Annotated in this window: 21 protein-coding genes and 1 other RNA gene; 11 read left to right on the forward strand and 11 right to left on the reverse strand. The window is 70.6% G+C overall.

The annotated features are described in order from the left end of the window. Window positions 1-38: 38 nt before the first annotated feature. Together VZL07_RS05025 and deoC are read right to left on the reverse strand one after the other, a co-directional pair. On the reverse strand, window positions 39-431 hold the full coding sequence (locus tag VZL07_RS05025; protein WP_426754191.1) for a TraR/DksA family transcriptional regulator: 393 nt from the start codon (window positions 429-431) through the stop codon (window positions 39-41). 14 nt (window positions 432-445) lie between these two features. Further along, window positions 446-1,267, reverse strand: coding sequence for a deoxyribose-phosphate aldolase (gene deoC / locus VZL07_RS05030; RefSeq protein WP_426754192.1), 822 nt, complete (start codon window positions 1,265-1,267; stop codon window positions 446-448). A 109-nt stretch (window positions 1,268-1,376) separates the two neighbouring features. Between deoC and VZL07_RS05035 the strand changes: the two genes are divergently transcribed. Genes VZL07_RS05035 through VZL07_RS05045 form a run of 3 tightly spaced genes read left to right on the forward strand, consistent with a single transcriptional unit; the run spans window position 1,377 to window position 4,143 of the window. Further along, window positions 1,377-2,567 (forward strand): ComEC/Rec2 family competence protein, encoded by a 1,191-nt coding sequence (locus tag VZL07_RS05035; RefSeq protein ID WP_426754193.1) that lies wholly within the window; start codon window positions 1,377-1,379, stop codon window positions 2,565-2,567. After that, window positions 2,564-3,877 (forward strand): ComEC/Rec2 family competence protein, encoded by a 1,314-nt coding sequence (locus tag VZL07_RS05040; protein WP_426754194.1) that lies wholly within the window; start codon window positions 2,564-2,566, stop codon window positions 3,875-3,877. Before VZL07_RS05035 ends, VZL07_RS05040 begins: the two co-directional genes overlap by 4 nt. 20 nt (window positions 3,878-3,897) lie before the next feature. Beyond that, window positions 3,898-4,143 (forward strand): DUF3006 domain-containing protein, encoded by a 246-nt coding sequence (locus VZL07_RS05045; protein WP_426754195.1) that lies wholly within the window; start codon window positions 3,898-3,900, stop codon window positions 4,141-4,143. Between the two features lie 3 nt (window positions 4,144-4,146). On the opposite strand, the gene VZL07_RS05050 is transcribed toward VZL07_RS05045, so the two are convergent. Beyond that, entirely contained in the window at window positions 4,147-5,910 is a 1,764-nt protein-coding gene (locus VZL07_RS05050; RefSeq protein ID WP_426754196.1) for an AgmX/PglI C-terminal domain-containing protein, read from the reverse strand. Between the two features lie 148 nt (window positions 5,911-6,058). Between VZL07_RS05050 and VZL07_RS05055 the strand changes: the two genes are divergently transcribed. Continuing rightward, window positions 6,059-6,352, forward strand: coding sequence for an FYDLN acid domain-containing protein (locus VZL07_RS05055; protein ID WP_426754197.1), 294 nt, complete (start codon window positions 6,059-6,061; stop codon window positions 6,350-6,352). An 87-nt stretch (window positions 6,353-6,439) separates the two neighbouring features. Here the strand turns inward: VZL07_RS05055 and VZL07_RS05060 are convergent, their stop codons facing one another. Together VZL07_RS05060 and VZL07_RS05065 are read right to left on the reverse strand one after the other, a co-directional pair. Next, window positions 6,440-6,601 (reverse strand): hypothetical protein, encoded by a 162-nt coding sequence (locus VZL07_RS05060; RefSeq protein WP_426754198.1) that lies wholly within the window; start codon window positions 6,599-6,601, stop codon window positions 6,440-6,442. 142 nt (window positions 6,602-6,743) lie between these two features. Beyond that, the gene (locus VZL07_RS05065; protein ID WP_426754199.1) at window positions 6,744-7,511 is read right to left on the reverse strand and encodes a hypothetical protein; all 768 of its coding nucleotides are present in this window, start codon (window positions 7,509-7,511) and stop codon (window positions 6,744-6,746) included. 166 nt (window positions 7,512-7,677) lie between these two features. On the opposite strand from VZL07_RS05065, the gene VZL07_RS05070 reads away from it, so the two are divergent. Continuing rightward, window positions 7,678-8,406 (forward strand): zinc ribbon domain-containing protein, encoded by a 729-nt coding sequence (locus tag VZL07_RS05070; protein ID WP_426754200.1) that lies wholly within the window; start codon window positions 7,678-7,680, stop codon window positions 8,404-8,406. 19 nt (window positions 8,407-8,425) lie between these two features. Beyond that, a complete protein-coding gene (locus VZL07_RS05075; RefSeq protein WP_426754201.1) occupies window positions 8,426-9,055 on the forward strand; it encodes a ribonuclease HI family protein in 630 nt (209 codons plus the stop codon). Between the two features lie 15 nt (window positions 9,056-9,070). On the opposite strand, the gene VZL07_RS05080 is transcribed toward VZL07_RS05075, so the two are convergent. Next, the gene (locus VZL07_RS05080) at window positions 9,071-9,460 is read right to left on the reverse strand and encodes a restriction endonuclease (protein ID WP_426754202.1); all 390 of its coding nucleotides are present in this window, start codon (window positions 9,458-9,460) and stop codon (window positions 9,071-9,073) included. 40 nt (window positions 9,461-9,500) lie between these two features. Further along, the gene (locus VZL07_RS05085; RefSeq protein WP_426754203.1) at window positions 9,501-10,829 is read right to left on the reverse strand and encodes a reverse transcriptase family protein; all 1,329 of its coding nucleotides are present in this window, start codon (window positions 10,827-10,829) and stop codon (window positions 9,501-9,503) included. Between the two features lie 285 nt (window positions 10,830-11,114). Between VZL07_RS05085 and VZL07_RS05090 the strand changes: the two genes are divergently transcribed. Further along, window positions 11,115-12,395 (forward strand): RNA polymerase sigma factor, encoded by a 1,281-nt coding sequence (locus VZL07_RS05090; protein ID WP_426754204.1) that lies wholly within the window; start codon window positions 11,115-11,117, stop codon window positions 12,393-12,395. Window positions 12,396-12,494: 99 nt separating this feature from the next. Further along, window positions 12,495-12,892: RNase P RNA component class A (rnpB, locus tag VZL07_RS05095), an RNA gene on the forward strand. A 19-nt stretch (window positions 12,893-12,911) separates the two neighbouring features. Here rnpB and VZL07_RS05100 read toward each other — a convergent pair. After that, on the reverse strand, window positions 12,912-13,469 hold the full coding sequence (locus VZL07_RS05100; RefSeq protein WP_426754205.1) for a hypothetical protein: 558 nt from the start codon (window positions 13,467-13,469) through the stop codon (window positions 12,912-12,914). Window positions 13,470-13,538: 69 nt separating this feature from the next. Between VZL07_RS05100 and ftsY the strand changes: the two genes are divergently transcribed. After that, window positions 13,539-15,101 carry a signal recognition particle-docking protein FtsY gene (gene ftsY, locus VZL07_RS05105; RefSeq protein ID WP_426754206.1) on the forward strand — a complete coding sequence of 521 codons (1,563 nt, stop codon included), beginning with the start codon at window positions 13,539-13,541 and terminating at the stop codon, window positions 15,099-15,101. 9 nt (window positions 15,102-15,110) lie between these two features. Here the strand turns inward: ftsY and VZL07_RS05110 are convergent, their stop codons facing one another. After that, a complete protein-coding gene (locus VZL07_RS05110; RefSeq protein WP_426754207.1) occupies window positions 15,111-16,997 on the reverse strand; it encodes a M1 family aminopeptidase in 1,887 nt (628 codons plus the stop codon). Window positions 16,998-17,050: 53 nt separating this feature from the next. Between VZL07_RS05110 and VZL07_RS05115 the strand changes: the two genes are divergently transcribed. After that, complete coding sequence (locus tag VZL07_RS05115) at window positions 17,051-17,647, forward strand: hypothetical protein (RefSeq protein ID WP_426754208.1); 597 nt, start codon at window positions 17,051-17,053, stop codon at window positions 17,645-17,647. A gap of 405 nt (window positions 17,648-18,052) precedes the next feature. On the opposite strand, the gene VZL07_RS05120 is transcribed toward VZL07_RS05115, so the two are convergent. Then, a complete protein-coding gene (locus VZL07_RS05120; protein ID WP_426754209.1) occupies window positions 18,053-19,099 on the reverse strand; it encodes a PEGA domain-containing protein in 1,047 nt (348 codons plus the stop codon). An 83-nt stretch (window positions 19,100-19,182) separates the two neighbouring features. Between VZL07_RS05120 and VZL07_RS05125 the strand changes: the two genes are divergently transcribed. Then, window positions 19,183-19,725, forward strand: coding sequence for a hypothetical protein (locus tag VZL07_RS05125; protein WP_426754210.1), 543 nt, complete (start codon window positions 19,183-19,185; stop codon window positions 19,723-19,725). A 67-nt stretch (window positions 19,726-19,792) separates the two neighbouring features. On the opposite strand, the gene VZL07_RS05130 is transcribed toward VZL07_RS05125, so the two are convergent. Continuing rightward, a complete protein-coding gene (locus VZL07_RS05130; protein WP_426754211.1) occupies window positions 19,793-21,316 on the reverse strand; it encodes a cellulose synthase family protein in 1,524 nt (507 codons plus the stop codon). Between the last annotated feature and the right edge of the window lie 167 nt (window positions 21,317-21,483).

The raw sequence follows: 21,483 nt of genomic DNA on the forward strand, positions 1-21,483 counted from the left end.
GAGGGCGCGCGAAGCCCAGCGGCTCGCGCGCCGGTTGTTCAGGTGTAATCGGTCAGCTTGCGGCGGGTGGCGCGCCCCTTGGGGCCGTCCTTGCCCCCCTGGCACGTCACGCACAGCTCCGCGTAGGGCATGGCGCGGAGCCGGCCGAGCGGAATCTCGTCGCCGCACTCCTCGCACTCGCCGAAGGAATCCGGGTCCTCGCGCAGCTTGCCCAGCGCCTTGATGACCCGGGCCAGCACGCCGTCCATGTTCCGGTTCCGGTTGGACGCGATGGCCTGCATCATCTCGTTGAGCGGCTGCTCGTCCTCGTCGCCGCCGATGCGCGCGTCATCGGTGCGGTTGGGCTCGATCTTCGCCGGCGCCTTCTCCGTCAGCTCCGTGTGGAGCGCGAGCAGCAACGCCTTGAATTCCTCTCGCTGTTTCGCGTTCACGGTGTCCGCCCCGGTCAGTACTTCGCGGTGGAGGCCTGCCCGCTGACGATGGCCACGGACGCGGACGCGCCCAGGCGGTTGGCCCCCGCGCGCAGCATCTTCATCGCGTCGTCCGCGGAGCGGATGCCGCCGGACGCCTTCACGCCCACGGTGTCGCCCACCACACGGCGCATCAGCGCCACGTCCGCCTCGGTGGCGCCGCCCGGGCCGAAGCCGGTGGACGTCTTCACGAAGGCGGCGCCCGCGGCCTTGGAGAGCGAGCAGGCGATGACCTTCTCCTCGTCCGTGAGCAGGGCCGTCTCCAGGATGACCTTCACCGGCACCGCGCCGCAGGCGTCCACCACCGCGGCGATGTCCTGGTGCACCAGGGCGTAATCGTGCGCCTTGAGCGCGCCGATGTTCACCACCATGTCGATTTCCCGCGCCCCGGCGCGGATGGCCTCGCGGGCCTCGAAGGCCTTGGCGGACGGCAGCGACGCGCCCAGCGGGAAGCCCACCACGGCGATGGGCACCGTCGACGTCCCCGCCAGCACCCGCGCCGCGGTGGCCACGTGCGCGCTGTTGACGCAGACGGTGGCGAAGCCGTGTTGCCGGGCCTCCTCGGCCACCTTCACCACGTCCTCGGCGCGGGCCTCGGGCTTGAGCAGGGTGTGGTCGATGTAGGGCGCCAGGTCCGCCGGAGAGCGCACCGTGTCCATGTTCACCCGGGCCGTGGCGGGGCCCGTCGCCGGAGCCGCGGCCCCGGGCGTCTTCCCCTCCTTCCACGCCTGCAGCCGGCGGCGGGCCTGGTCGGCAATGTCCTCGACGAAATGGAAGAGGTCTTCGGAGTCGGACATGCCCGGCCCCTTAGCCCACTTCCCGGCCCTCGGGAAGCGCTCGCGGGAGGAGTGGTGTGCCCGCGCCCCGTGGGTGCCCAGGGCCGCCACGGAGCGGTAGACTTCGCCCGTGACGTCCTTTGCCCGGTGGCTCGCACTCCTCGTCCTCTGTCTCGCCGCGCTTCCGGGCTGGGCCCTGGCCCAGTCGGCCAGCCAGCCGCTGACGGTGCACTTCTTCGACGTGGGCCAGGGAGACGCCGCCCTCGTCATCTCTCCCACCGGCAAGACGGTGCTCATCGACGGAGGCCCGCCCGAGGCGCGGGCGCACCTGGAGAAGCGGCTGCGGGAGCTGGTGCAGGGGCCGCTGGACCTCGTCATCCTCACCCACCCGCACCTGGACCACCTGGGCGGGCTCTCCAACGTCCTGCGCACGGTGGGCGCGCGGCGCTTCATGGACCCGGGCTTCGACCACCCGAGCGAGGCGTACCGGGACCTGCTGAACGTCGTGGGTGACGAGGTGGGCCAGGTGATGACGCCCGTGCCCAACCCGCAGGAGCCGCGCACGCTGCTGTCCATCGGCCTGGGAGACGGCGCCGCGCTCACCGTGCTCTGGCCGCGTGTGCCGGAGGACCCGTTCCTCACGGGCACGCGCTCGGACCCGAACTCCAACTCCATCGTCGCCAAGCTGACGTACGGGAAGACGGCGTTCCTCTTCACCGGCGACGCCGAGCCGGACACCGAGGCCACGCTGCTGCGCAAGGACATCGACTTCACTTCCACCGTGCTGAAGGTGGCCCATCACGGCGGGCGGCACTCGTCCACGGCGGCCTTCCTCGCCGCGGTGAAGCCCCAGGCCGCCGTCATCTCCGTGGGCGCGAAGAACGACTACGGGCACCCCACCTCGGAGGTGCTGGGGCGCCTGCGCGCGGAGAAGGCGGAGGTCTTCCGGACCGACCTGGACGGCGAGGTGGTGGCCACCAGTGACGGAACCGCCGTGGCCGTGCGCGCGGAGAAGCGTGGCGGCCCCTCCCTGCTGGTGGCCGGCGAGGTGAAGCCCGGCCCCGTGGCCCAGGGCCCCATCACCCGGGGCACACGCAAGACGAGCGCCCCCCGCGGCCGGAGCGCATCGTCCACCGACTCGGAGAGTGACACCCCGCAACGCGCTACGGGCGAGCCCCGATACTTCAGCCTCAAGGGCAGCAAGGTGTTCCACAAAGAGTCCTGCAAGACGCTCAAGCGCTCCAAGTCGAACCGCACCGAGTATGCGAGCCGCGCCGAAGCCATGCGCGAACGCCGCCCCGCCGAGGACTGCCACCCATGAGCTTCCGTCCGAGCATCGTCCTCGCCGTGCTGCTGGCCCTGGCGGCCTGCAAGGAGCCACCGCCGCCGCCCCCCACGCCGGCCCCGCGCCCCGCCGAGCCCCAGCGCCGCTACTTCGGCGGCACCCCGGACGGGAAGCTCCACGTCTACTTCTTCGACGTGGGCCAGGGGGACGCCGCGCTCATCGTGTCGCCGGACGGGTACACCGCGCTGGTGGACGCGGGCCCGCCCAATGCGACGGAGCACCTGGTGAACCGGCTGCCGGAGCTGCTCACGCAGCGGCTGGACCTGGTCATCCTCACCCACCCCCACGCCGACCACCACGGCGCGCTGGAGGCGGTGCTGAAGCGCGTGGGCGCCAGGCAGCTGATGGAGCCGCAGCTCGGCGCCACGCCCAAGGCGTATGACGCCCTGCTCGCCACCGTGGCCCGCCAGGGCGTGGAGTTCATCTCCCCCTCCCCGTCCCCCGCGACGCCCAACGCCCTCCAGCGACTGCCCCTGGGCGCGGGCGTGGCCCTCACGGTGCTCTGGCCCCGCGCGCCCACCGAGCCGTTGCTCGACGTGCCCGAGGCCGCGCTGGAGGCCAACTCCGTCATCCTGCGGCTCACGTACGGCGACACGGCGGTGCTCTTCATGGCGGACGCGCACGCGCGGACGGTGGAGCACCTGCTGACGCGCAACGCCCCCATGCAGGCCACGCTGCTCAAGGTGGCCTCGCACGGCATCGACGGCCCCACCTCCGAGGCCTTCCTGTCGGCCGTGGCTCCCCGGGCCGCCGTCATCTCCGCCGGCGAGGGCAACCTGATTGGCGCCCCATCCCCGGCCACGCTCGAGCGCCTGAAGGCCGCCGGCACCCAGGTGTTCCGCACCGACGAGCACGGCGAGGTGCAGGTGGTGAGCGACGGGAAGACGCTCGTCGTCACCCCGCAGCGGCTGTCCGAGGGCGTGCCGGAGGACACGCGCTACAGCTATCCCGGGCTGGGCACGCCCATGCCGGTGCCCTTCCGCGCGGACGGCTCGAAGCCGTCGCCCGGCCGCGGCACGGCGTCCTCTGGGCGGGGCTACACCCTCGACCTCGAGGACCCGGCGGGCGAGCAGACGAGGCCTTCGCGAGGTGGCTCGCGCGCCCGGATGGGGAGCGCCAGCTCACGGGTGACGGTGGGGACCTACGTGGGCAGCATCCACAGCGACAAGTTCCACAAGCCCACCTGCCGCAGCGTCATGAACATCAAGACAGCCAACCTGGTGACCTTCGCCACCCGGCAGGAGGCCGCCCGCCAGCGGAAGCCGGCCAGGGACTGCAACCCGTGAGCAGCAAGGAGCCACCGCCCATGACGACCCGGGCCACGCTGGACCGCATCGAAGACGACATCGCCGTGCTCGTGGTGGAGGGCCGCCAGGTGACGCGCCCCTTGAGCGAGCTGCCGGCCGGCGTTCGCGAGGGCGACGTGCTGGACCTCGACACGCTGCGGGTGGACCGGCAGGCCACCGAGGCCCTGCGCGACGAGGTACGCAGGGCCCGCGAGAAGGCGACGCGCGGCAAGAAGCCGCCTCCCGCGGGGAACTTCGACCTCTAGGCGCTACATCGACTTGGAGAGGACCAGCGGAATCTCCAGGTCCACGTCCTCGCCGGCGAAGGCGGAGAAGACCATCCCCTTGGCGCGCTCGCGGATGCAGGTACCCACGGTGCTGTTGCGGTTCAGGTCCTTGCGGTCGAACACGGCCTCCTTCACCGTGCCCGAGCCGCTCACGGTGGCGGTGAGCGTCACCTTGCCGCCCTTGAAGGACGGGTTCTTCCGCAGCTCGGCCTCCACGCAGTCGCGGAAGGCGGGCTGCGTCTTCTCCAGCACGCGCTCCACCTCCTCGTCCGGCGGGCCGCCGACCTCTTCGGTGTCCGCCGCGGCCACTTCGGCGCCGCCGCGCACCGCGGGGTCCACGTCCTTCTTGTCCGGATCCGCGTAGACGGCCTGCAGCTCCGCCTCGGAGGGCTGCGCCGCGGCCCCCGTCTGAGCGCCCTCCGCCCCCGCGGGCGGCACGGCGCCGGTGTCCGCGGGCGGCGCCGCGGGACGCTTGCCCTCGGCGGGACGCTTGCCGTTCGCGGGCGCCTTGGGAGGCGCGGGCGGCGGGGTGTTGCCCAGCAGCTTGTCGCGCAGGGCGCCCACGCCCTCCGACGAGAAGACGGGCTGCTCCACGGCGTTGCCGTTGGCGTCCACCGTCTGCACGCGCAGCGGCATCACGCCCAGCGTCTCGGACAGCACGTAGGCGAGCCCCAGCGGGACGATGAGGAGCAGCAGGATGAAGACGGCGTACTTCCAGACCGGGTTGCGGCGCGTCACGCCCGACTTCTTGGCGAAGTGGCGCGTGTCCTCCACCGCCTTGCCTTCGTCGTCGTCCTCGCCGCCGCCCAGCGCGGCGCGCGGGTCCTCGGGATAGGGCACGCCGTCGTCGTCCTGGGGCGCCTCGTCCTCGCCGTCGTTGCGCTGGTTCGGCAGGTCCAGGTCGGAGAACAGCGCGTCATCGAGCGGCGCCGCGGTGGCGGTGGGCCGCGGCTGGGGGCGCCGGCTCGGCTGCGCCTGAGGCATGGGCTCCGGCTGGGCGCGCGGCAACGGCTCGCCGAAGTAGGTGTTGTCCGGTGCGTCCTCTTCCTCGTCCGGCCAGGGCTGCTCGGCCGCGGCCTGGCGGGGCGCCGGCTGTGGCTCGGGCTCCGGCACGAAGGGCTGCGGCTGCGGCTCCGGCTCACGACGGGCCGGCGCGCCACGCGCGGGACGGGCCGGCTCGGGGGCCGCGGCCACGGGAGGCGGCGGAGGCGGCGGCTCGGCGACGGGCGGCGGCTCGAAGAGGCCCGCCAGCTCGGGGATGTCCGAGCCCCGCTTCCAGTCCGCCATGCCCTGCTGCCAGAAGAAGCTGCGGCCATTCACCGAGCCGGTGGCCACCAGCTCGCGCAAGGCGCCCTCGTCCAGCGGGCCCTCTTGCTTGTTGCGCACCATGACGAACCAGGGTGAACCCGTGGCCTTCATGGGCGCGGCGCGCGTGGGCTCATCATCCCAGGGCGTCTGCAGCGCGGCCTGGGCCGCCGCCGTCTTGGGCGCCGGGGCGGGCGCGATGGGCGCGCTGATGACGGCCGCGGGCGCCGCACTCGGCTCCGGCTCCGCCAGCGAGCGCTCCTGGGCGCGGATCCGCTCGACGTCCGCGAGGGAGACGACGCGGGTGCTCTCTTCCTCCGCGGGTCCTTCGACGGTGATGACGTTCTGGCAGTTCTTACAGCGGACCTTGACCGTCTTGCCGCGGACCTTTTCGTCCGCAATGGAATACCGCTTCTGGCAATTGTCGCAGGTAAAGTTCAAGAGGGGCGTCCAGCTTCCGGGGGAAAACGCGAGCTGGATGCTACCGCTAGAAATCTTCGACGCAAACCACAGGTTGACTCCGTCTTGCGGCCCAACTATTGAGCCGCCCTCCCCCCCTGTCTTCACTCGCCTTTTACAAAGGTGGCGAATGCCGGCGAAGGACCTCGGAACCAAACACGTCTGCTTCAAGTGCCAGACGAAGTTCTACGACATGAAGAAGCCGGACCCGATCTGCCCGAAGTGCGGCGCGGATCAGCGGGAAAGCCCGGCGCTGAAGCCTCAGCCCGAGGGAAGGCGCGGCCGTCTGGCAGCCACCCCGAAGGTCATCGAGCCCCTTGAACCCGAGGAGCCCACCGGTCGCGGGGACGAGGACGAGGAGGAACTGGACTCGTTCGATGACGAGGACACCGCGGGAGCGGACACCGACGAAGACGACATCTAGGTGCATCAACAGCAAGGGGCTCCACGGCACAAGCCGGGAGCCCCTTCGCTTTTCAGGCCGCGGCGGGCGCGCCGGACCGGCCTGGCTTCAGTTGGATGAGACGGGCGTCAGTTCCACGAGCGCACGGCGGAGCTGCTCGTACAGGGTCGGCCCCATTTCCTGCATGCCGATGGGCCGGACCGCCTTCCGGGGCGACTCCAGGCCGCGCAGCTCAGTGGTCAGGGTTACCCGCTTCTTTGGCTGCTGCATGACGCTGCCCCCCTCTTCGACGTGGCGACTGCCACCTTTATAACAATATTTCCACCAGAACGGAACCCCGATCCATTCGCGGCTTCTCACCCTATTAGACGCCGAGCGCCCGAAACCTTGGACGGGTTGTCCCGGTGCCCTGTCACTTCAGGTCGGTAGCGGCCCACTCCGAGTCCACCTGGACGGTCTCCCCCGCACGAACCGTCACGGTGCGCGATTGCTCCGGGAGCCGCTCGTGCCAGAGGACCAGGGTGTGGGTGCCCTCGGGGACCTCCAGGCGGAAGCGGCCGTCCTTGCCGCTGGTGGCGAAGTACCCGTGGTCGAAGGTACGTACCCGGGCGCGCATCCAGGGGTGGATGTCGCAGTGGATGGGCATGTCGCCGGGCTCGGCGGGGAGTTGACGGCGCACCGTCATCCCCTCCAGGGGCATGGCCACGTTGAAGAAGGCGCGGTTCGTCCCGGAGGCGGCGCGGACGTTGTGGACCAGCGGGTCCGAGTTGCGGATGACCAGCGTGCCGCCCGTCCGCGCGGCGAGCACGGGCGGGTCATAGACGCACTGCTTCTGGTCCAGCACGGGCTCCGGTGCGGGCTGGGCTGGCTCGGGAAGGGCCTTGCCCTCTTTCAGGGACACCACGACGTGGGCCAGCGCGCCCTGGTCGCCCACGACGAGCGAGCGCTCCTCCGTCTCCTCACCACACACGGAGACGACCGTGCCGATGGTGGGCTGCCGGGCGGGCGCGGGCGGCGTGCCGGAGAGGCGGACGCGCCCCTCGATGACACCTCGCTTCGTGTTCGCGGGGGCCGCGGGCGCGGCGGAGGGGGCCGTTGTGGCGGCGGGCGGCGGAGACGCGGCCTCCTTGCAGGCAGGAGCGAGCGCGCAGAGAACGAGGATGAAGGATGGACGAAGCACGCGCTCCGGTCTAACGGGTGCGTGAAGCTGTTTCAAATGCGGCATGGCGACAAGGGCCACGAGGGATGACTCATGGCCCATTTGGACGTTGGACCCTCATCATCCTTGTTGGTACAAGAGCTTGGCCGTTGCCGTACACGGTGCGGCCCTGTGGGAGGCAGCAACTTTGCGGGAGAAATTGAAAGCGCTGGCGGAGCTGCAGAACGTGGACCTCGAGGTCGCCTCGCTCCGGAAGGCCGCGGAAGTTCACCCCCGTCAGATTGCCGAGCTGGAGCGCGAACTGGGTTTCGCCCGGAGCGCCATCGAAGCGGAACGGGCACGTGTCTCCGACATGGAGAAGCAGAAGGCCCAGCTCGAGCAGAACATCACGGACGAGAAAGACAAGGTGAAGAAGTGGGAGGCGCGCCTGAGCGAGCAGCGCTCCACCCGCGAGTACTCCGCCCTGGCCCGTGAAATCGACATCGCCAAGAAGGCCAATCTGACGATGGCGGAGGAGCTGACGGAGCTGACGAAGCAGCTCGGCGCCGCCCGCGAGGCCATCAAGGGCAAGGAGGCCGATTTCGCCACCAAGCAGCAGGGACTGGCCGGCCGCATGACGGAGCTTCGCGGCAAGCTGAGCGAGGCCGAGTCGCAGGTGAAGGGGCTCGAGGGCAAGCGCGCGGAAGTGGCCGCGGGCGTGGATGCCACCCTGCTGCGCCGCTACGAGGTGGTGCGCAAGAAGAAGCTGCCCGCGATGGTCGGCGTGGTGGCTGGCACCTGCCAGGGCTGCAACATGAACGTGCCCCCGCAGCTCTACAACCAGCTCCGCACCACGCTGGGCACTGACATCTGCCCGTCGTGCAACCGCATCATCTACGCCGTGGAAGCGCTGCAGGAAACGCCGGCGGAGAAGTAGCCCGCGCGACTTCGTGGCCATGCCCGCGCCGTCCATCATCGACATCCTCCGCCACATCGCACGCGAGGAGCCGCTGCAGGGGACGGTGCGCGAGTTCCGAGGCCTCACCCGTGAGCACCTCGGTCAGCTCATCGAGGAGGCCGCGCAGCGGCTCGCTGGAGCGCCTCCCGCGGCACCCCCTCCCGGAGTGAGCGCGCCAGAGCCTGCGGCCCCACGGGCCGAGACAGCGCCGGCCGCCGAGTCGCATCCCCGCCTGCGCGTCTACTCGGACGGTGCGGCGCGGGGCAACCCAGGTCCTGCGGGTGCGGGCGCCGTGCTGGTGGACCCCACGGGAAACGTGGTGGCCCGGCTCGGGCGCTTCCTCGGGACGCAGACGAACAACTGCGCCGAGTACATGGGCCTGCTGCTGGGCCTGAAGCACGCGCAGTCCCTGGGCGCGCGCGAGGTGGACGTCTACGCCGACAGCGAGCTGCTCATCCGCCAGCTCGGCGGACGCTATCAGGTGAAGAGCCCCACGCTGCGTCCCCTGTACGAAGAGGCGCAGAAGTTGCTCAAGGGCTTCACCAAGGTGAAGCTGCACCACGTCCCCCGCGCGCAGAACGCCGAGGCGGACGCGATGAGCAACCGCGCCATCGACGAGCGGATGTAACCGCGAGGGCGGGCGTCAGTCCTCGTCACCGAAGTAGTCGAGGTCCAGCTTCTTCACCGTGTACGTCGCGACCTCCGTGACTCCGACGCCGTGGTCAATCATCAGCCTGGCGAGCTCGACGCCATTGAGGAGGACGATCTTCTTCTCGATCTGCTTCACGTAGTCGCGCACTTCGCGGGCGAAGTCCGAGGTCGTGATGAGCACACCCTTCCGGGCCCGCTGTCCCTCGAGGCTGCCGGCGAAGGCTTGGACCACGGGCCGGCCGACCGTGTTGGTCCACCGCTTCGCCTGGATGTAGACGACATCGAGCCCAAGGCGGTCTTCCTTGATGATGCCGTCGAAGCCTTCGTCGCCGCTCTGCCCGACGGCAAGTCCAGCGTCCTTGCGGGAGCCGCCGTAGCCCATGGTCCTCTCCAACCCTATTACTCTCAATGATTGTCGTGCCTCAATCCCACGCAATCTGGTCGAAGGTGGCGCGCAGCCTTGCGCCTCGGGCTGGATGCAGGTGTGCGACCCAAGCGATGCGGCCCAGCAGGTGCGCGCGAAAATCGGGATGGCCCTCGGAGTTCTGGCTCGCGGGTCCTCGCGTGCGGCACAGATGGAGGATGGCCTTCAGCCGGTCGTAGTCCGCGCGGGGGACAGAAGGCCGCGTATTCACCACGACGCCCGCGAGCCGCTGCTGGGTCCCTTGAGACATCACCCGCGTCTTCCCAGCGCGCAGCGTGAAGCCCTCCTCGCGGAGAATCTGGCTCACGTAGCGCAGCAACTTGTGCGTGCGCCGAGCCAGCGCGTCCCCTCCCGAGAACGCCAGGTCATCCGCGTAACGCGTGTAACGCGCGCCCATCGCCGTCGCGAGCGCGGACAACCGCACGTCGAGCCGGTACGCCGCGAGGTTCGCCAGCGCGGGCGACGTGGGGGCCCCTTGAGGCAGGTGACGCGATTCGAGCCGCCGTGCCAGACGCCAGCGCGCATCCGCCTCGGAGATGGACTTGGGCTGACGTACCTGTGCCAACACCGCCTGGGGCGTTCGGTTCGTGCAGAGCCCCGCGAGCGCGCTCGCCACGCCGTCCGGATATCCCGCCGTGCGGAACACCGCCCAGATGCGCGCAGGCCGCACGGAGAAGAAGAAGTCCTCCAGGTCCACGCGCACCACCACCGCCTGCCCTGTGTGGGGCTCCGCGAAGCTGCGGACGCTCCGCCCCGCGACGAAGCCATGCGCCGCGTCGTGCGGTGGGATGGGGTCCAGGATGCCGTGGAGCACCTTCCGCTGGGCCAGCGCCAGGTCCAACCCCGGCTGCTCCAGGAGTCGCTCACCGCCGCTGCGCTTCGGAATCCAGGTGTACCGGTAGCGCCGCCACCGCCCCGGCTTGGACGTGCGCTCGATGCCCGGCCCATCCGCCAGCCAATCCAACTGCGCCCCCGTCACGCCCAGCCAGTCCGCGAGGTCCGCCTGGGTCGGCAGCGAAGGCACGGGCCATGGCTGCCGGTCCATTCGTGGCTCGGAGGTCATCCAGCGCACGATGCGAGCCCGTGCCGGAGGGTCCACGAAGCCCTTCGAAAACACGGGCCGCGAAGCCAGCACCTCCGCGAGCAACTCCAGCCGCGCATGCGGCGGGCGCGGGAAGAAGAGCATCGCGCTCCGGGCCAGCGACAACACCCAGGGAGCCCGTCCTCCGACAGCCTCCGAGCCCCGTGCAACGAGGCCCTTCAACGTCCAAGGCCCCGCCAGGAACGCGGACGCGAGCCCCTGTGCCACGGCGCGCCGCTCACTCATCGTCCGGACTCACACCATGCGGCGGCATGGCCCCACCTGTCGTGTCTGGCGTGGCAGCGCCTGCGGCTTGCCGCAGTGTCTGCCTCGCGTGACGGTATGCTCCTGATGAGTTGTCCCCGGGGGTACCCCGGAGAGGCAGTGGACCGCATCTTCACGGACCATCTACCCGCTGGGTGTCCAAGCCGCCGCATGGCCCGCCGACGGTACACGCCGCACTTTCAAAAAGAAAATGCCGGGTGCGCAGGCCGCTTGTGTCGGGAGCAGACGGTGATTGAGTTGCAACCCGTGACGTCCTCTTCCGATACGCAGCGCGCCATCCAAGCTGTCTGGAGAATCGAGTCCGCCCGGCTCATCGCCGGTCTCGCGCGGATGGTGCGCGACGTGGGCCGCGCGGAAGAGCTCGCGCAGGACGCGCTCGTCGCCGCGCTGGAGCGGTGGCCGGAGTCGGGCGTTCCGGACAACCCGGGCGCGTGGCTCATGGCCACCGCCAAGCGCCGGGCCATCGACGAGCTGCGCCGGGGCAAGCTCCTCGATCGCAAGCACGAGGAGCTCGGGTTCGAGCTGGAGGCGCTCCAGGGCTCGACCGCGCCCGACCTCGATGCCGCGCTCGACGACACCGTCGGTGATGACCTGCTGCGCTTGATGTTCGTCGCCTGTCACCCCGTGCTCTCCATGGAGGCGCGGGTGGCGCTCACGCTTCGCCTGCTCGGAGGCCTGACGACCGAGGAGATCGCGCGCGCGTTCCTCGTCCCCGGTCCCACGGTGGCCCAGCGCATCGTTCGGGCCAAGCGGACGCTCGCGGAGGAGCGCGTCCCCTTCGAGGTGCCCCAGGGCGAAGCACTGGCCGCTCGTCTGTCGTCCGTGCTGGAGGTCATCTACCTCGTCTTCAACGAGGGATACTCCGCGACGGCCGGTGACGACTGGATGCGGCCCGCGCTCTGCGAGGAAGCGCTCCGGCTCGGCCGAATCCTGGTGGGGCTGGCACCTCAGGAGCCGGAGGTCCATGGGCTCGTCGCGCTGATGGAGCTTCAATCATCGCGCTCGCGGGCGCGCATCGGGCCGAAGGGCGAGCCCGTGCTGCTCCTGGAGCAGAACCGGGCCCTGTGGGACCAGCTGCTCATCCGCCGGGGCCTCGCGGCGCTCGACCGGGCCGAGGCGCTGGGAGGCACCCAGGGCCCCTACGCGCTCCAGGCCGCCATCGCCGCCTGCCACGCCCGGGCGCGCACGCCCGAGGCCACGGACTGGGCGCGCATCGCCGCGCTCTACGACACCCTGGTCCAGGTCATCCCCTCCCCCGTCGTGGAGCTGAACCGCGCCGTCGCCCACGCCATGGCCTTCGGCCCAGCGGCGGGCCTGCCCCTCGTCGAGGACCTCGCCTCGGAGCCATCGCTCCGGGCCTACCACCTCCTGCCGAGCGTCCGGGGAGACCTGCTCGCGAAGCTCGATCGGCTCGACGAGGCGCGAGCGGAGTTCGAGCGCGCCGCCGCCCTCACCCAGAACAACCGTGAGCGCGCCTTGCTCCTGGAACGGGCCGCCGCCTGCGCCCGGGGCGTCGCGCCGTCATAGCGGACTGCCCTCCTCCGCCGACCGCGCGGCCCCTGGCCCCACGGGATGGGCGCCTCGGAGTGGACCACCCCCGCCCGGCTGTTGTAAGCGCAAGGTGCCGGAGCGGCCCGGGTGAACGCCGGTCACCGCAGTCATGGGTGGCGGGAGGAAAGTCCGAGCTCCAGAGGGCAGGGTGCTGGCTAACGGCCAGTCGAGGCGACTCGCAGGAAAGTGCCACAGAAAACAAACCGCCCGTTCCGAAAGGGGCGGGTAAGGGTGAAACGGTGCGGTAAGAGCGCACCGCGTCCGGGGTGACTCGGACGGCACGGTAAACCCCACCTGGAGCAAGAGCCAATAGGAGCGCGTCCTCCGCCGTACGGGAGGACAGGGATGGCCCGTCCCATGCGTTCGGGTTGCTCGCTGATGAGGCCCCTGGGCAACCAGGGCCCTAGACGAATGTTCACCGCCCATCCCGAAAGGGGTGGGAACAGAACTCGGCTTACACGGCCGCTCCGGTCTTTTTCTTCCGCCCGCCGCTCAGCGCGCCACGGGCACCTGCCCCAGCAGCACGCGGTCCTTGCCGTCGTTGCGCACGGCCTTCGGATTGAGGATGCGCAGCCGCGAGTCCGTGCGCGGCTCCCACAAGCCCAGCCAGATGTTCAGCGCCCGGGCCGGCGTGCCGGGCGGCACGTAGACGGAGAACTCGTCCTTCACCGTCTCACCGGGCTTCCACTGCGACGTGGGGAGCATGCCGCCCGCGGGCTTGTGGTCCACGTTGATGCGCTCGGCGCGGCCGTCCGCGTCCTCCACGTGGACGAAGACGATGTAGTCGTCGTCGATGGGCTGGAGCACCTTGAAGTAGAGCGCCACCTTCGCCTGGTCTCCGGGCGTCAGCCGGCCCGGCTCCACCGTGGCCCCCACCAGCTCCACCTTGCCCCCCAGGTTGGCGCCGTTCTTCACGGACAGGGGCGGGACCTGGGTGACGGTGGCCGCGCGGCGCTCCTTCTCGCTGGCGCCGCCGGGCGCCTCGACGATGCAGGCGCTGCCGAGCAGAAGGACCGACGGAAGCAGGACACAGGAGGGCTTGAGACGCATGACGACCGGGTTCTACCCGGCCACGGGCGCTGCATCCACCGGCGCGTTGGTGTATGCGAGGCCGCGCACATGAAGACGCCCAACGCCCTCGACGTCCTGACCGCGCAGGTGCCGCCCGCGCCCCCTCCCGCCCCCACCCCGGGTGGGGAGACCACGCAGCCGGGCACCGGCACCCCTCCCACGGACGGCTCTCCCGTGGGCGATGTCGTCGGCATTGGCGCCGCCGCCCTCTTCGTCCTGCTGATGGTGCTGGCCGCCCGGAAGCTGTTCTTCCGCAAGCGCCCCGAGGAGAAGAAGCCCACCGTCCCGCCCCCGGCGGAGAAGCCCGCCCTCCCGGCCGAGAAGCCCCAGCTGCGCGTGGAGCTGCCCCCCTCCGAGGCCGAGGCCGCCCGCCTGCGCGAGGCCGAGGAAGCCCATGCGCGCGCCGAGGCCCTGGCCCGTCAGCGCGCCGAGGCCGCCCAGGCCGCCCGCGCCGCCACCGACGCCGCCGAGCGCGCGCGGCTGGAAGCCGAGGCCCGTGCCCTCAAGGAGCGCGAGGAGGAGGAGAAGCGCGCCGAGTACCGCGCCAAGAAGGCCGCCGACGACGAGGCCCGCGAGCGGCGCAAGCGCGAGCAGGCCGAGGCCCAGCGGCTGGCGGAAGAGGAGCGCGCCCGCGAGGCCGCCGCCGCCGAGGAGGCCCGCCGCGCCGAGGAGGCCGCCGCGCGCGCCAAAGTGGAGGCCGAGGCCGGCCGCACCCTGGCCCAGGGCCTGGACAAAACGAAGAACCAGGGCTTCATGGCCCGGCTCAACGGCCTCTTCGGCCAGCAGCGCCAGGTGGACGAGTCCGTGCTGGCGGAGCTGGAGGAAATCCTCTTCACCGCAGACATCGGCGTGCGCACCGCCAACCACCTGGTGGAGGTGGCGCGCGAGAAGCTCAAGCGGAATGAGCTGAAGGACCCCGAGCGCATCAAGAGCCTCATCCGCGACGAGGTCGCCCGCATCTGCGACCTCCCCGTGCCGCGCTCGCTGGAAGGCGGCGGCCCCCCGCACGTCGTCATGGTGGTGGGCGTCAACGGCGCCGGGAAGACGACCACCATCGGCAAGCTGGCCTCGAAGCTCACCGGCTCGGGCAAGAAGGTGGTGCTCGCCGCGGGCGACACCTTCCGCGCCGCCGCCACCGAGCAGCTCGACGAGTGGGCCCGGCGCGCCAACGCGGAGCTGGTGAAGGGCGTCGAGGGCGGAGACCCGAGCGCCGTCGTCTTCGAGGCCGCCAAGAAGGCGAAGGAAGAAGGCGCCGACGTCCTCATCGCGGACACCGCCGGCCGGCTCCACACCAAGGCCCCGCTCATGGAGGAGCTGAAGAAGGTCAAGCGCGTCATGGACAAGGCCCTGCCCGGCGCGCCCCATGAGGTGCTGCTGGTGCTGGACTCCACCAACGGCCAGAACGCGATTCAGCAGGCCAAGCAGTTCCACGAGGCGGTGGGTGTCACCGCCATCGCCCTGACGAAGCTGGACGGCACCGCCAAGGGTGGCGTCGTCATTGGCATCTGCGACGAGCTGAAGCTTCCCGTCGTCTGGGTGGGCGTGGGCGAGAAGGCGGCCGACCTGCGCCGCTTCGAGCCGCGCGAGTTCGTGCAGGCCCTCTTCGACTGAGGGCCCGGCTCACTGCCCCATCAGCCCGGGGATGAGCTGCTCCATCAGCTCCTTCGTCTGGGCGTCGAGCTCCTGGAAGGCCTCGAACCCCGGCATGCCTTGGAGCGCCTCCATGTCCATGCCCTGGAGCGCCTCCAGGGACTCCAGCCCTTCGAGTCCCTCGAAGCCTTGCAGCAGCGACTCCAGCCGGGGCTTGCCCAGGTCCTCGTCCCCCTTGGCCTCGCGCCACCAGCGCGTGCGCAGCCGCTCCAGCGCGCTCGCGTTGGCGGGGCTCGCCTTCGCCAGCTCCTTCGTGAAGCACTCCTTGCACGTCCACTTGAAGCGGTAGGTGTCGACGTAGGCACGCAGGGCCTTGAAGAAGGCCGCGTCGCCCACGAGCTTGCGCGAGGCGTGGTGTAGCAGCGGCGCCTTGCCGTAGACGAGCGCGCCGTACTCGAACTCGTCCGCGAAGTGGCCGGTGGGCCGGTCCGCCCGGCCGTCCTTCCCGCCCGTCATCCGGTACAAGTGGTACTGCCCCACCAGCGTCTCCTGACGCATCGTCTCCGCCACCTTCTTGCCGTGCTTCCACTCGAGGTAGAGGAGCGCGGCGTACTGGGCCAGCGACTCGTCCACCACGGGCTCCAGGATGGGGTCCGAGCCCACGAGGCTCGCGAAGTACTGGTGCGCCACCTCGTGCGCCACCGTGAACTCCAGCGTGCGCTCCATGGCCCCGTTCATCTGCGCCAGCACGCCCCCTCCACCGGCACCTTGCCCCAGCATGCCCATCAGGGCCTCCAGGTCCTCCGCGCCCGGCATGCTGCCCATCAGCTCCGAAGCCCCCGCCGCGCCCCGGTACAGCGACGTGGCGATGGTGACCAGCCCCGGGAACTCCATGCCTCCCGCGCCGTCGGTCAGCGGTGCCTGCACGACGCGGAAGTGCGTGTAGGGCAGCGGCCCCAGGCGGCGCTCGAACTCGGTCAGCATCGACGTGGCGTACTTCAGCACGCGCTCACCCGCGGCCTGGTCCGCCGCCACGTAGTGACTCTCCACCGTGACGCCATTCACGGTGGCGGTGGAGCTCGCGTAGCCCCGCGACACGAGGATGGGGAAGTCCCGCACCGCGGCGGCCGCGAAGGCGAAGCGCACCCGCCCGTCCCGCTCCGGCACTTCCCCCATGGGGACGCCCGTGGCGTGCACCGCCCAGCCCGAAGGCACCGTGATGGTGGCCAGCACGTGGGCGGGCTCGTAGAGCCCCAGGTCGCCAATGCCCTGAGGCCCGTCCCAGGGCCGCCCCGCCGCGTCCACGGGTGGCACCTGGGGCACCACGCCCACCAGGCTGATGAAGTCCGGCGAGGCGGAGAAGGCCCCATGGTCTCCTCCGGAGGACCGACCGCCCCCGCGCCCCGAGAGCAGGCCCAGCACACCACCGGACGCCCCCGTCGAGGGCGCGGCGGCCCGGGGCACCAGGCCCTCCACCGCGACGTCCAGCACCGCGGCCGCGCCGGGCGGAATGGGCTCTGCCTCCAGCGGCAGCCGGTACAACGTGGGCTCCGGCCGCTCCAGCCGGACGGGCTGTCCGCTCAGCTTGGCGTCGGACAGCGTCACCCGGCGTCCCTGCGCGTTGGGCGTCAGCCGCAGGTAGAGCTCCGTGAGCGGACGCTTTCGGGCCAGCACCTCCACCTGCACCCGGCCCTTCACCACGCGCATCTCCGGGTCCACCTCCAGCTGCACCCGGTAGCGCGGCAGTTCCTCCAGGGGCCCCAGCGCCTTCGCGGCCCGCTCCCGCTCGGAGGGCTTCAGGTGCTGCAGGCACAGCTGCACCTCGGGGGAGACTTCGGGCGCCGCGGGCGCATTGCCCCAGGCCGGTGTCCCGGTGAACGCACACCACAGCAGGCACCCGTACAGGAAGGTCCGCATGCGGCCATGCTAATTGAGCCTGGACACCCCTGCTCATCTACCCTGGACTCCTCATGCACTCTCGAACGCTCGTGCTGGCCGCCACCCTGGGACTGATGGCTTGTGCGCGGCAGGTACCCGCCTCGACCAGGCCCGCCTCCACTTCGACCGCGCCTCGCGCCGTTCGGCTTCTGCTGGACACCCCCGCCCAGGAGACCCACACCCTCACGAAGCTGCGCGAGGACGTGGAGGTGGACTCGACCGAGGGCGAGCGCACCCCGCGCGTCGTCGCCACCGGACAGACGCCCACCCTGAGCCTCGACGGGAACCGCGCACGCCTCTACGGAGACGCGCAGGGCACGCTCGGCTTCGCCGTGGACAACTTCCTCCTGCTGGAGGTGCTGGATGCCAATGGCAAGGTGACCCGGCGCGCCACGGTGGGCTTCACCGAGGCCGTGCATATGGAAAGGGACCAGGTCGACAGCGTGGGACGGCGGGCCTTCAACTTCGAGCCCGGCGAGGTGGACATCACCGCCCTGCTGCCCGAATCGGCGCCCTTCCAGGTTCGCGCCACCGCGCTGGACACGTGGGGCGTGGGACGGGTGAGCGACGTGTACCTGGTGCTCGCGCCAGACAGCCGCGACGACGAGGACGACCTGCGCGGGCAGTGAGTCGAGCCCCCGTAGGCTTCCGGCGCGCGCCTCGCCCGCGACCGCGAAGCACCAGGGCACGCCCTGTGGCGTTGCCCCCCTCAGTAGGCGCCAGGCCAATCCGCGGTGATGCGCCTCTCAGCGAGGCGCCAGGCCAATCCGCGGCGATGCGCCTCTCAGCGAGGCGCCAGGCCAATCCGTGGCGCTCCGCCTCTCAACGCGGTGCCAGACCACAATCCGCCGCGTAGCAGCCGTCAGTGAGGCGCCAGGGCACAACCCGCGGCGATGCGCCTCTCAGCGGGGCGCAAGCCACACGACCATTGACTCAGAGGTAGATGGTCCCAGCGGGCGTGCGCTCCTGGAGTCCCCCACCGCCGCCCGCGGTACTCCGCCCCTCCATCGGGGGCGGATGCCGCAGGGCCTGAATCAGAAGCGGATGGCCCCGGCGGGCGCGGGCGCCTGGAGCCCTCCGCCACCGCCGCGCACCGAGCGGACGCCGCCCAGCACGGCGTCGCAGTCGCCGCCGCACACGTCCGTGGGGCTCAGCGGACTGGCACCGCCGCCCTGCGTGGCCATCACCGCGCCCACCGTTCCGGCGGCCACCACGGCGCCGATGCCGGCCCACACGTACCAGCGGCCGTACCACGGCCTGGAGCTCTCCACCTCCGGCTCCTCCGGCGCATCCGCGAACGACAGGCCCGGCGGCGGCTCCTCGTCGTTGCCGAGCTTGGCGGACGGCTCCAGCACGGGGCTCTTCGGCGCGTCCGCGCTGGCGACGGCAGGCTCCAGCAGCGGCCGCAGGTTGCCGGTCACCTCGTACGTCCTGCCCGCGAACACGGTGACGTTGTGCACGTCAGGCTTGAAGCCCTCCGCGCGGAACTCGATTTCCCGCGAGCCCGGGCGCAGCAGCACGTTCGCCTGCGGCACGGTGCCCACTTTCTGCCCATCCACCAGCACCACCGCGTCCGCCACGTCCGCCGTCAGCGTGGCGAAGCCCATGGTGGCATCCAGCGACACCAGCACCTCCGCCTGCGAGCCCGCCTTCACGTCGATGCGACGGGTGAAGTCCGCGTAGCCCGGGCGACGCACCAGCAACTGGTGCTCTCCCGGCTTCACCTCGACGGGGACGACGGCCGCGGACAGCACGCCGAACTCCTTCCCGTCCACGAACAGCCTCGCGCCGCGCACGTTGCCGGTGAGGCGGACCAGCACCTCCGTCTTCGCCGGCGTCAACGGCGCCAGCAGCAGGTCGTCCTCGGCGGGCGTCGCCGGCTTCTTGCTCTTCGAGCGCGCCGGCTTCTTGGTGACGCGCGAGGGCTTCTTCTTCACCCTCACCTTGGGCTTCGGCTTCGGCTTCGGGGACTCCGACGGCGTGGTGAGCGGCGCCAGGAAGTCATCGTCCTGCGCGAGCGCGGAGGCCGGGGCCGCCAGGACAGTCACCAGGGCGAAGACGACGATGCGGTGGAAGCTCATGACGGACCGAAGGTTAGAGAGTCATCCCATGGGAATCAAACAGAGTCCCTGTGCCTTGCGGATTGGGAGAATATCCGCGCCCCATGCACCGCGTCCTGCCTCCACTGGCCCTCGGCATCAGTGTCCTCTCCCTCACCGCGTGCCCCGCCAAGGCGCCGCCCAGGACGGAGCCCGCGCCACCCGCCGCGCCCGCAGTGAAGATTCCCCCTGGCTGCGAGCAGAACCAGGCCGGCGAGTACCACCACGCCGAGAACCCAGCCTTCCGGTACTACGGCGAGGACGACGGCGGAACACTCTCACTCGCCGTGGTGCGCGCACATGATTCCGTGGACTTGGACACCCCGGACGCAGGCTCGCCGTCCATCGTCCTGCGGCGCACGCCCGCGGGCTTCGTGGGCGAGACGCACGCCATCGGCTTCTCCAGCACCGGGACGCCCTGCCCCGTCGTCTTTCCGACAGAAGTGATGCGGTGCGACGACGCGGGCCTGACGCTGCGCTCGGCGACCAGCACCTCCATCGACGAGAACTGCCGCCCCGCCCCCACAGGCGCCCCCAGCGTGCGCCTGGAGCAGGTGCTGCTGCGCGGCGCGCCGGATGCCGGCAGCACGCCCGACGCCGGCACCTAGAACGACGAAGGGGTGAGGCGGCGCGATGCCAGCCTCACCCCGGACCTTCCCAAGAGAAGGATGCTGCTCAGGCCGCGCGGCGGGGCTGCTCGCCGGACGACTCCACTGTGGGGCTCGACTCCACCAGCTTCATCCTGCCGGACAGGCCCTGGAGCAGGCTGGAGCTGCCCACGTACAGGAAGCCCGCCAGGAACAGCACGATGAAGGGCACCGACGTGTAGATGCGCGCGTCGATGGCGAACCACAGCGCGCCGGTGAAGTAGGCCGCGAAGAGCAGCTCCACCAGCGGCAGCAGCGACTTGCTGCCCCGATACGTCTTCTTGACGGTGACAGCCTTCTTGCCCTCGGCGCCCGTCTTCGGCGTGCGCGCGAAGCCCGACTGCTGGTTCAGCAGCGCCTCCGCCACCGCCTTGGCGTTGCTGATGGCCATCCCGATGCCCAGGCTCATGAGGAAGGGCAGGTACTTCACCCGCTCCCAGCCCGTCGCGCCGCGCTCGCGCTGCGCCGCCACGTAGAAGAAACAGACGCTGGCGGTGGCCGTGAGGAAGAAGGGCAGGTCCAGGAAGAGCGTCCCGTACAGGCCGTGCTGGAAGCGCACCACCATGCTGATGGGCATCAGCACCGACAGCAGCACCATCAACAGGTAGGCCATGTTGTTGGTGAGGTGGAAGAAGGCCTCGCGCTTCACCGCCAGCGGCAGGTCGCTCTTGAGGATGGTGGGCAGCAGCTTCTTCGCCGTCTGGATGGAGCCCTTGGCCCAGCGGTGCTGCTGGCTCTTGAAGGCGTTCATGTCCACCGGCACCTCGGCCGGGGAGATGACCTCCGGGAGGAACACGAACTGCCAGCCCTTCAGCTGGGCCCGGTAGCTCAGGTCCAGGTCCTCGGTGAGCGTGTCGTGCTGCCAGCCACCCGCGTCGGAAATCGTCTCGCGGCGCCAGATGCCCGCGGTGCCGTTGAAGTTGAAGAAGCAGCCGGAGCGGTTGCGAGCGGTGTGCTCGATGATGAAGTGGCCGTCCAGGAAGATGCTCTGCGCCTGCGTCAGCAGCGAGAACTCGCGGTTGAGGTGCCCCCAGCGCACCTGCACCATCCCCACCTTGTCGTCCGAGAAGAACGGCACGGTGCGCATCAGGAAGTCAGGGCTGGGCACGAAGTCCGCGTCGAACACCGCCACGAACTGGCCCTTGGCCAGCTTCAGGCCGTTCTCCAGCGCGCCGGCCTTGAAGCCCTGGCGGTTGGTGCGGTGGATGTAGACGATGTCGTGGCCCTTCTGGCGCTGACGCTCCACGCAGGCCCGGGCGATGGCGCACGTCTCGTCCGTCGAGTCGTCGAGGACCTGGATTTCGAGCAGGTCGCGCGGGTAGTCGATGCGGCACACCGAATCAACCAGGCGCTCCACCACGTACATCTCGTTGAAGATGGGGAGCTGGATGGTGACCTTGGGCAGCGTCGCGAGCGCACCCTTTGGCGTCGGCAGCTTGAACTTGTGCCGGTAGTACAGGAACGCCATCCGGTACCTGTGCGAGCCGTAGACTCCCAGCACGCACAAGAGGCTGAAATAGACGCCCAGGAAGATGATCTCGACGGTGGTCATCGGTGACGCTCAACCCCTGCCACAGCCCAGAGGGCCTGCGGTCCTTCCGTGCGGGGGTGGCTCAGCCGATTCCACCTCGCGCGAACCGCCGCCAGATGGGTCCTCTGAACCCCCACATCGTATGTACCCGAAAAGACAAGGTTTTGACCTTCGGGGAGTGATCGGCG

This window comes from Pseudomyxococcus flavus (assembly GCF_050038885.1).
Classification (GTDB): Bacteria; Myxococcota; Myxococcia; order Myxococcales; family Myxococcaceae; genus Myxococcus; species Myxococcus flavus.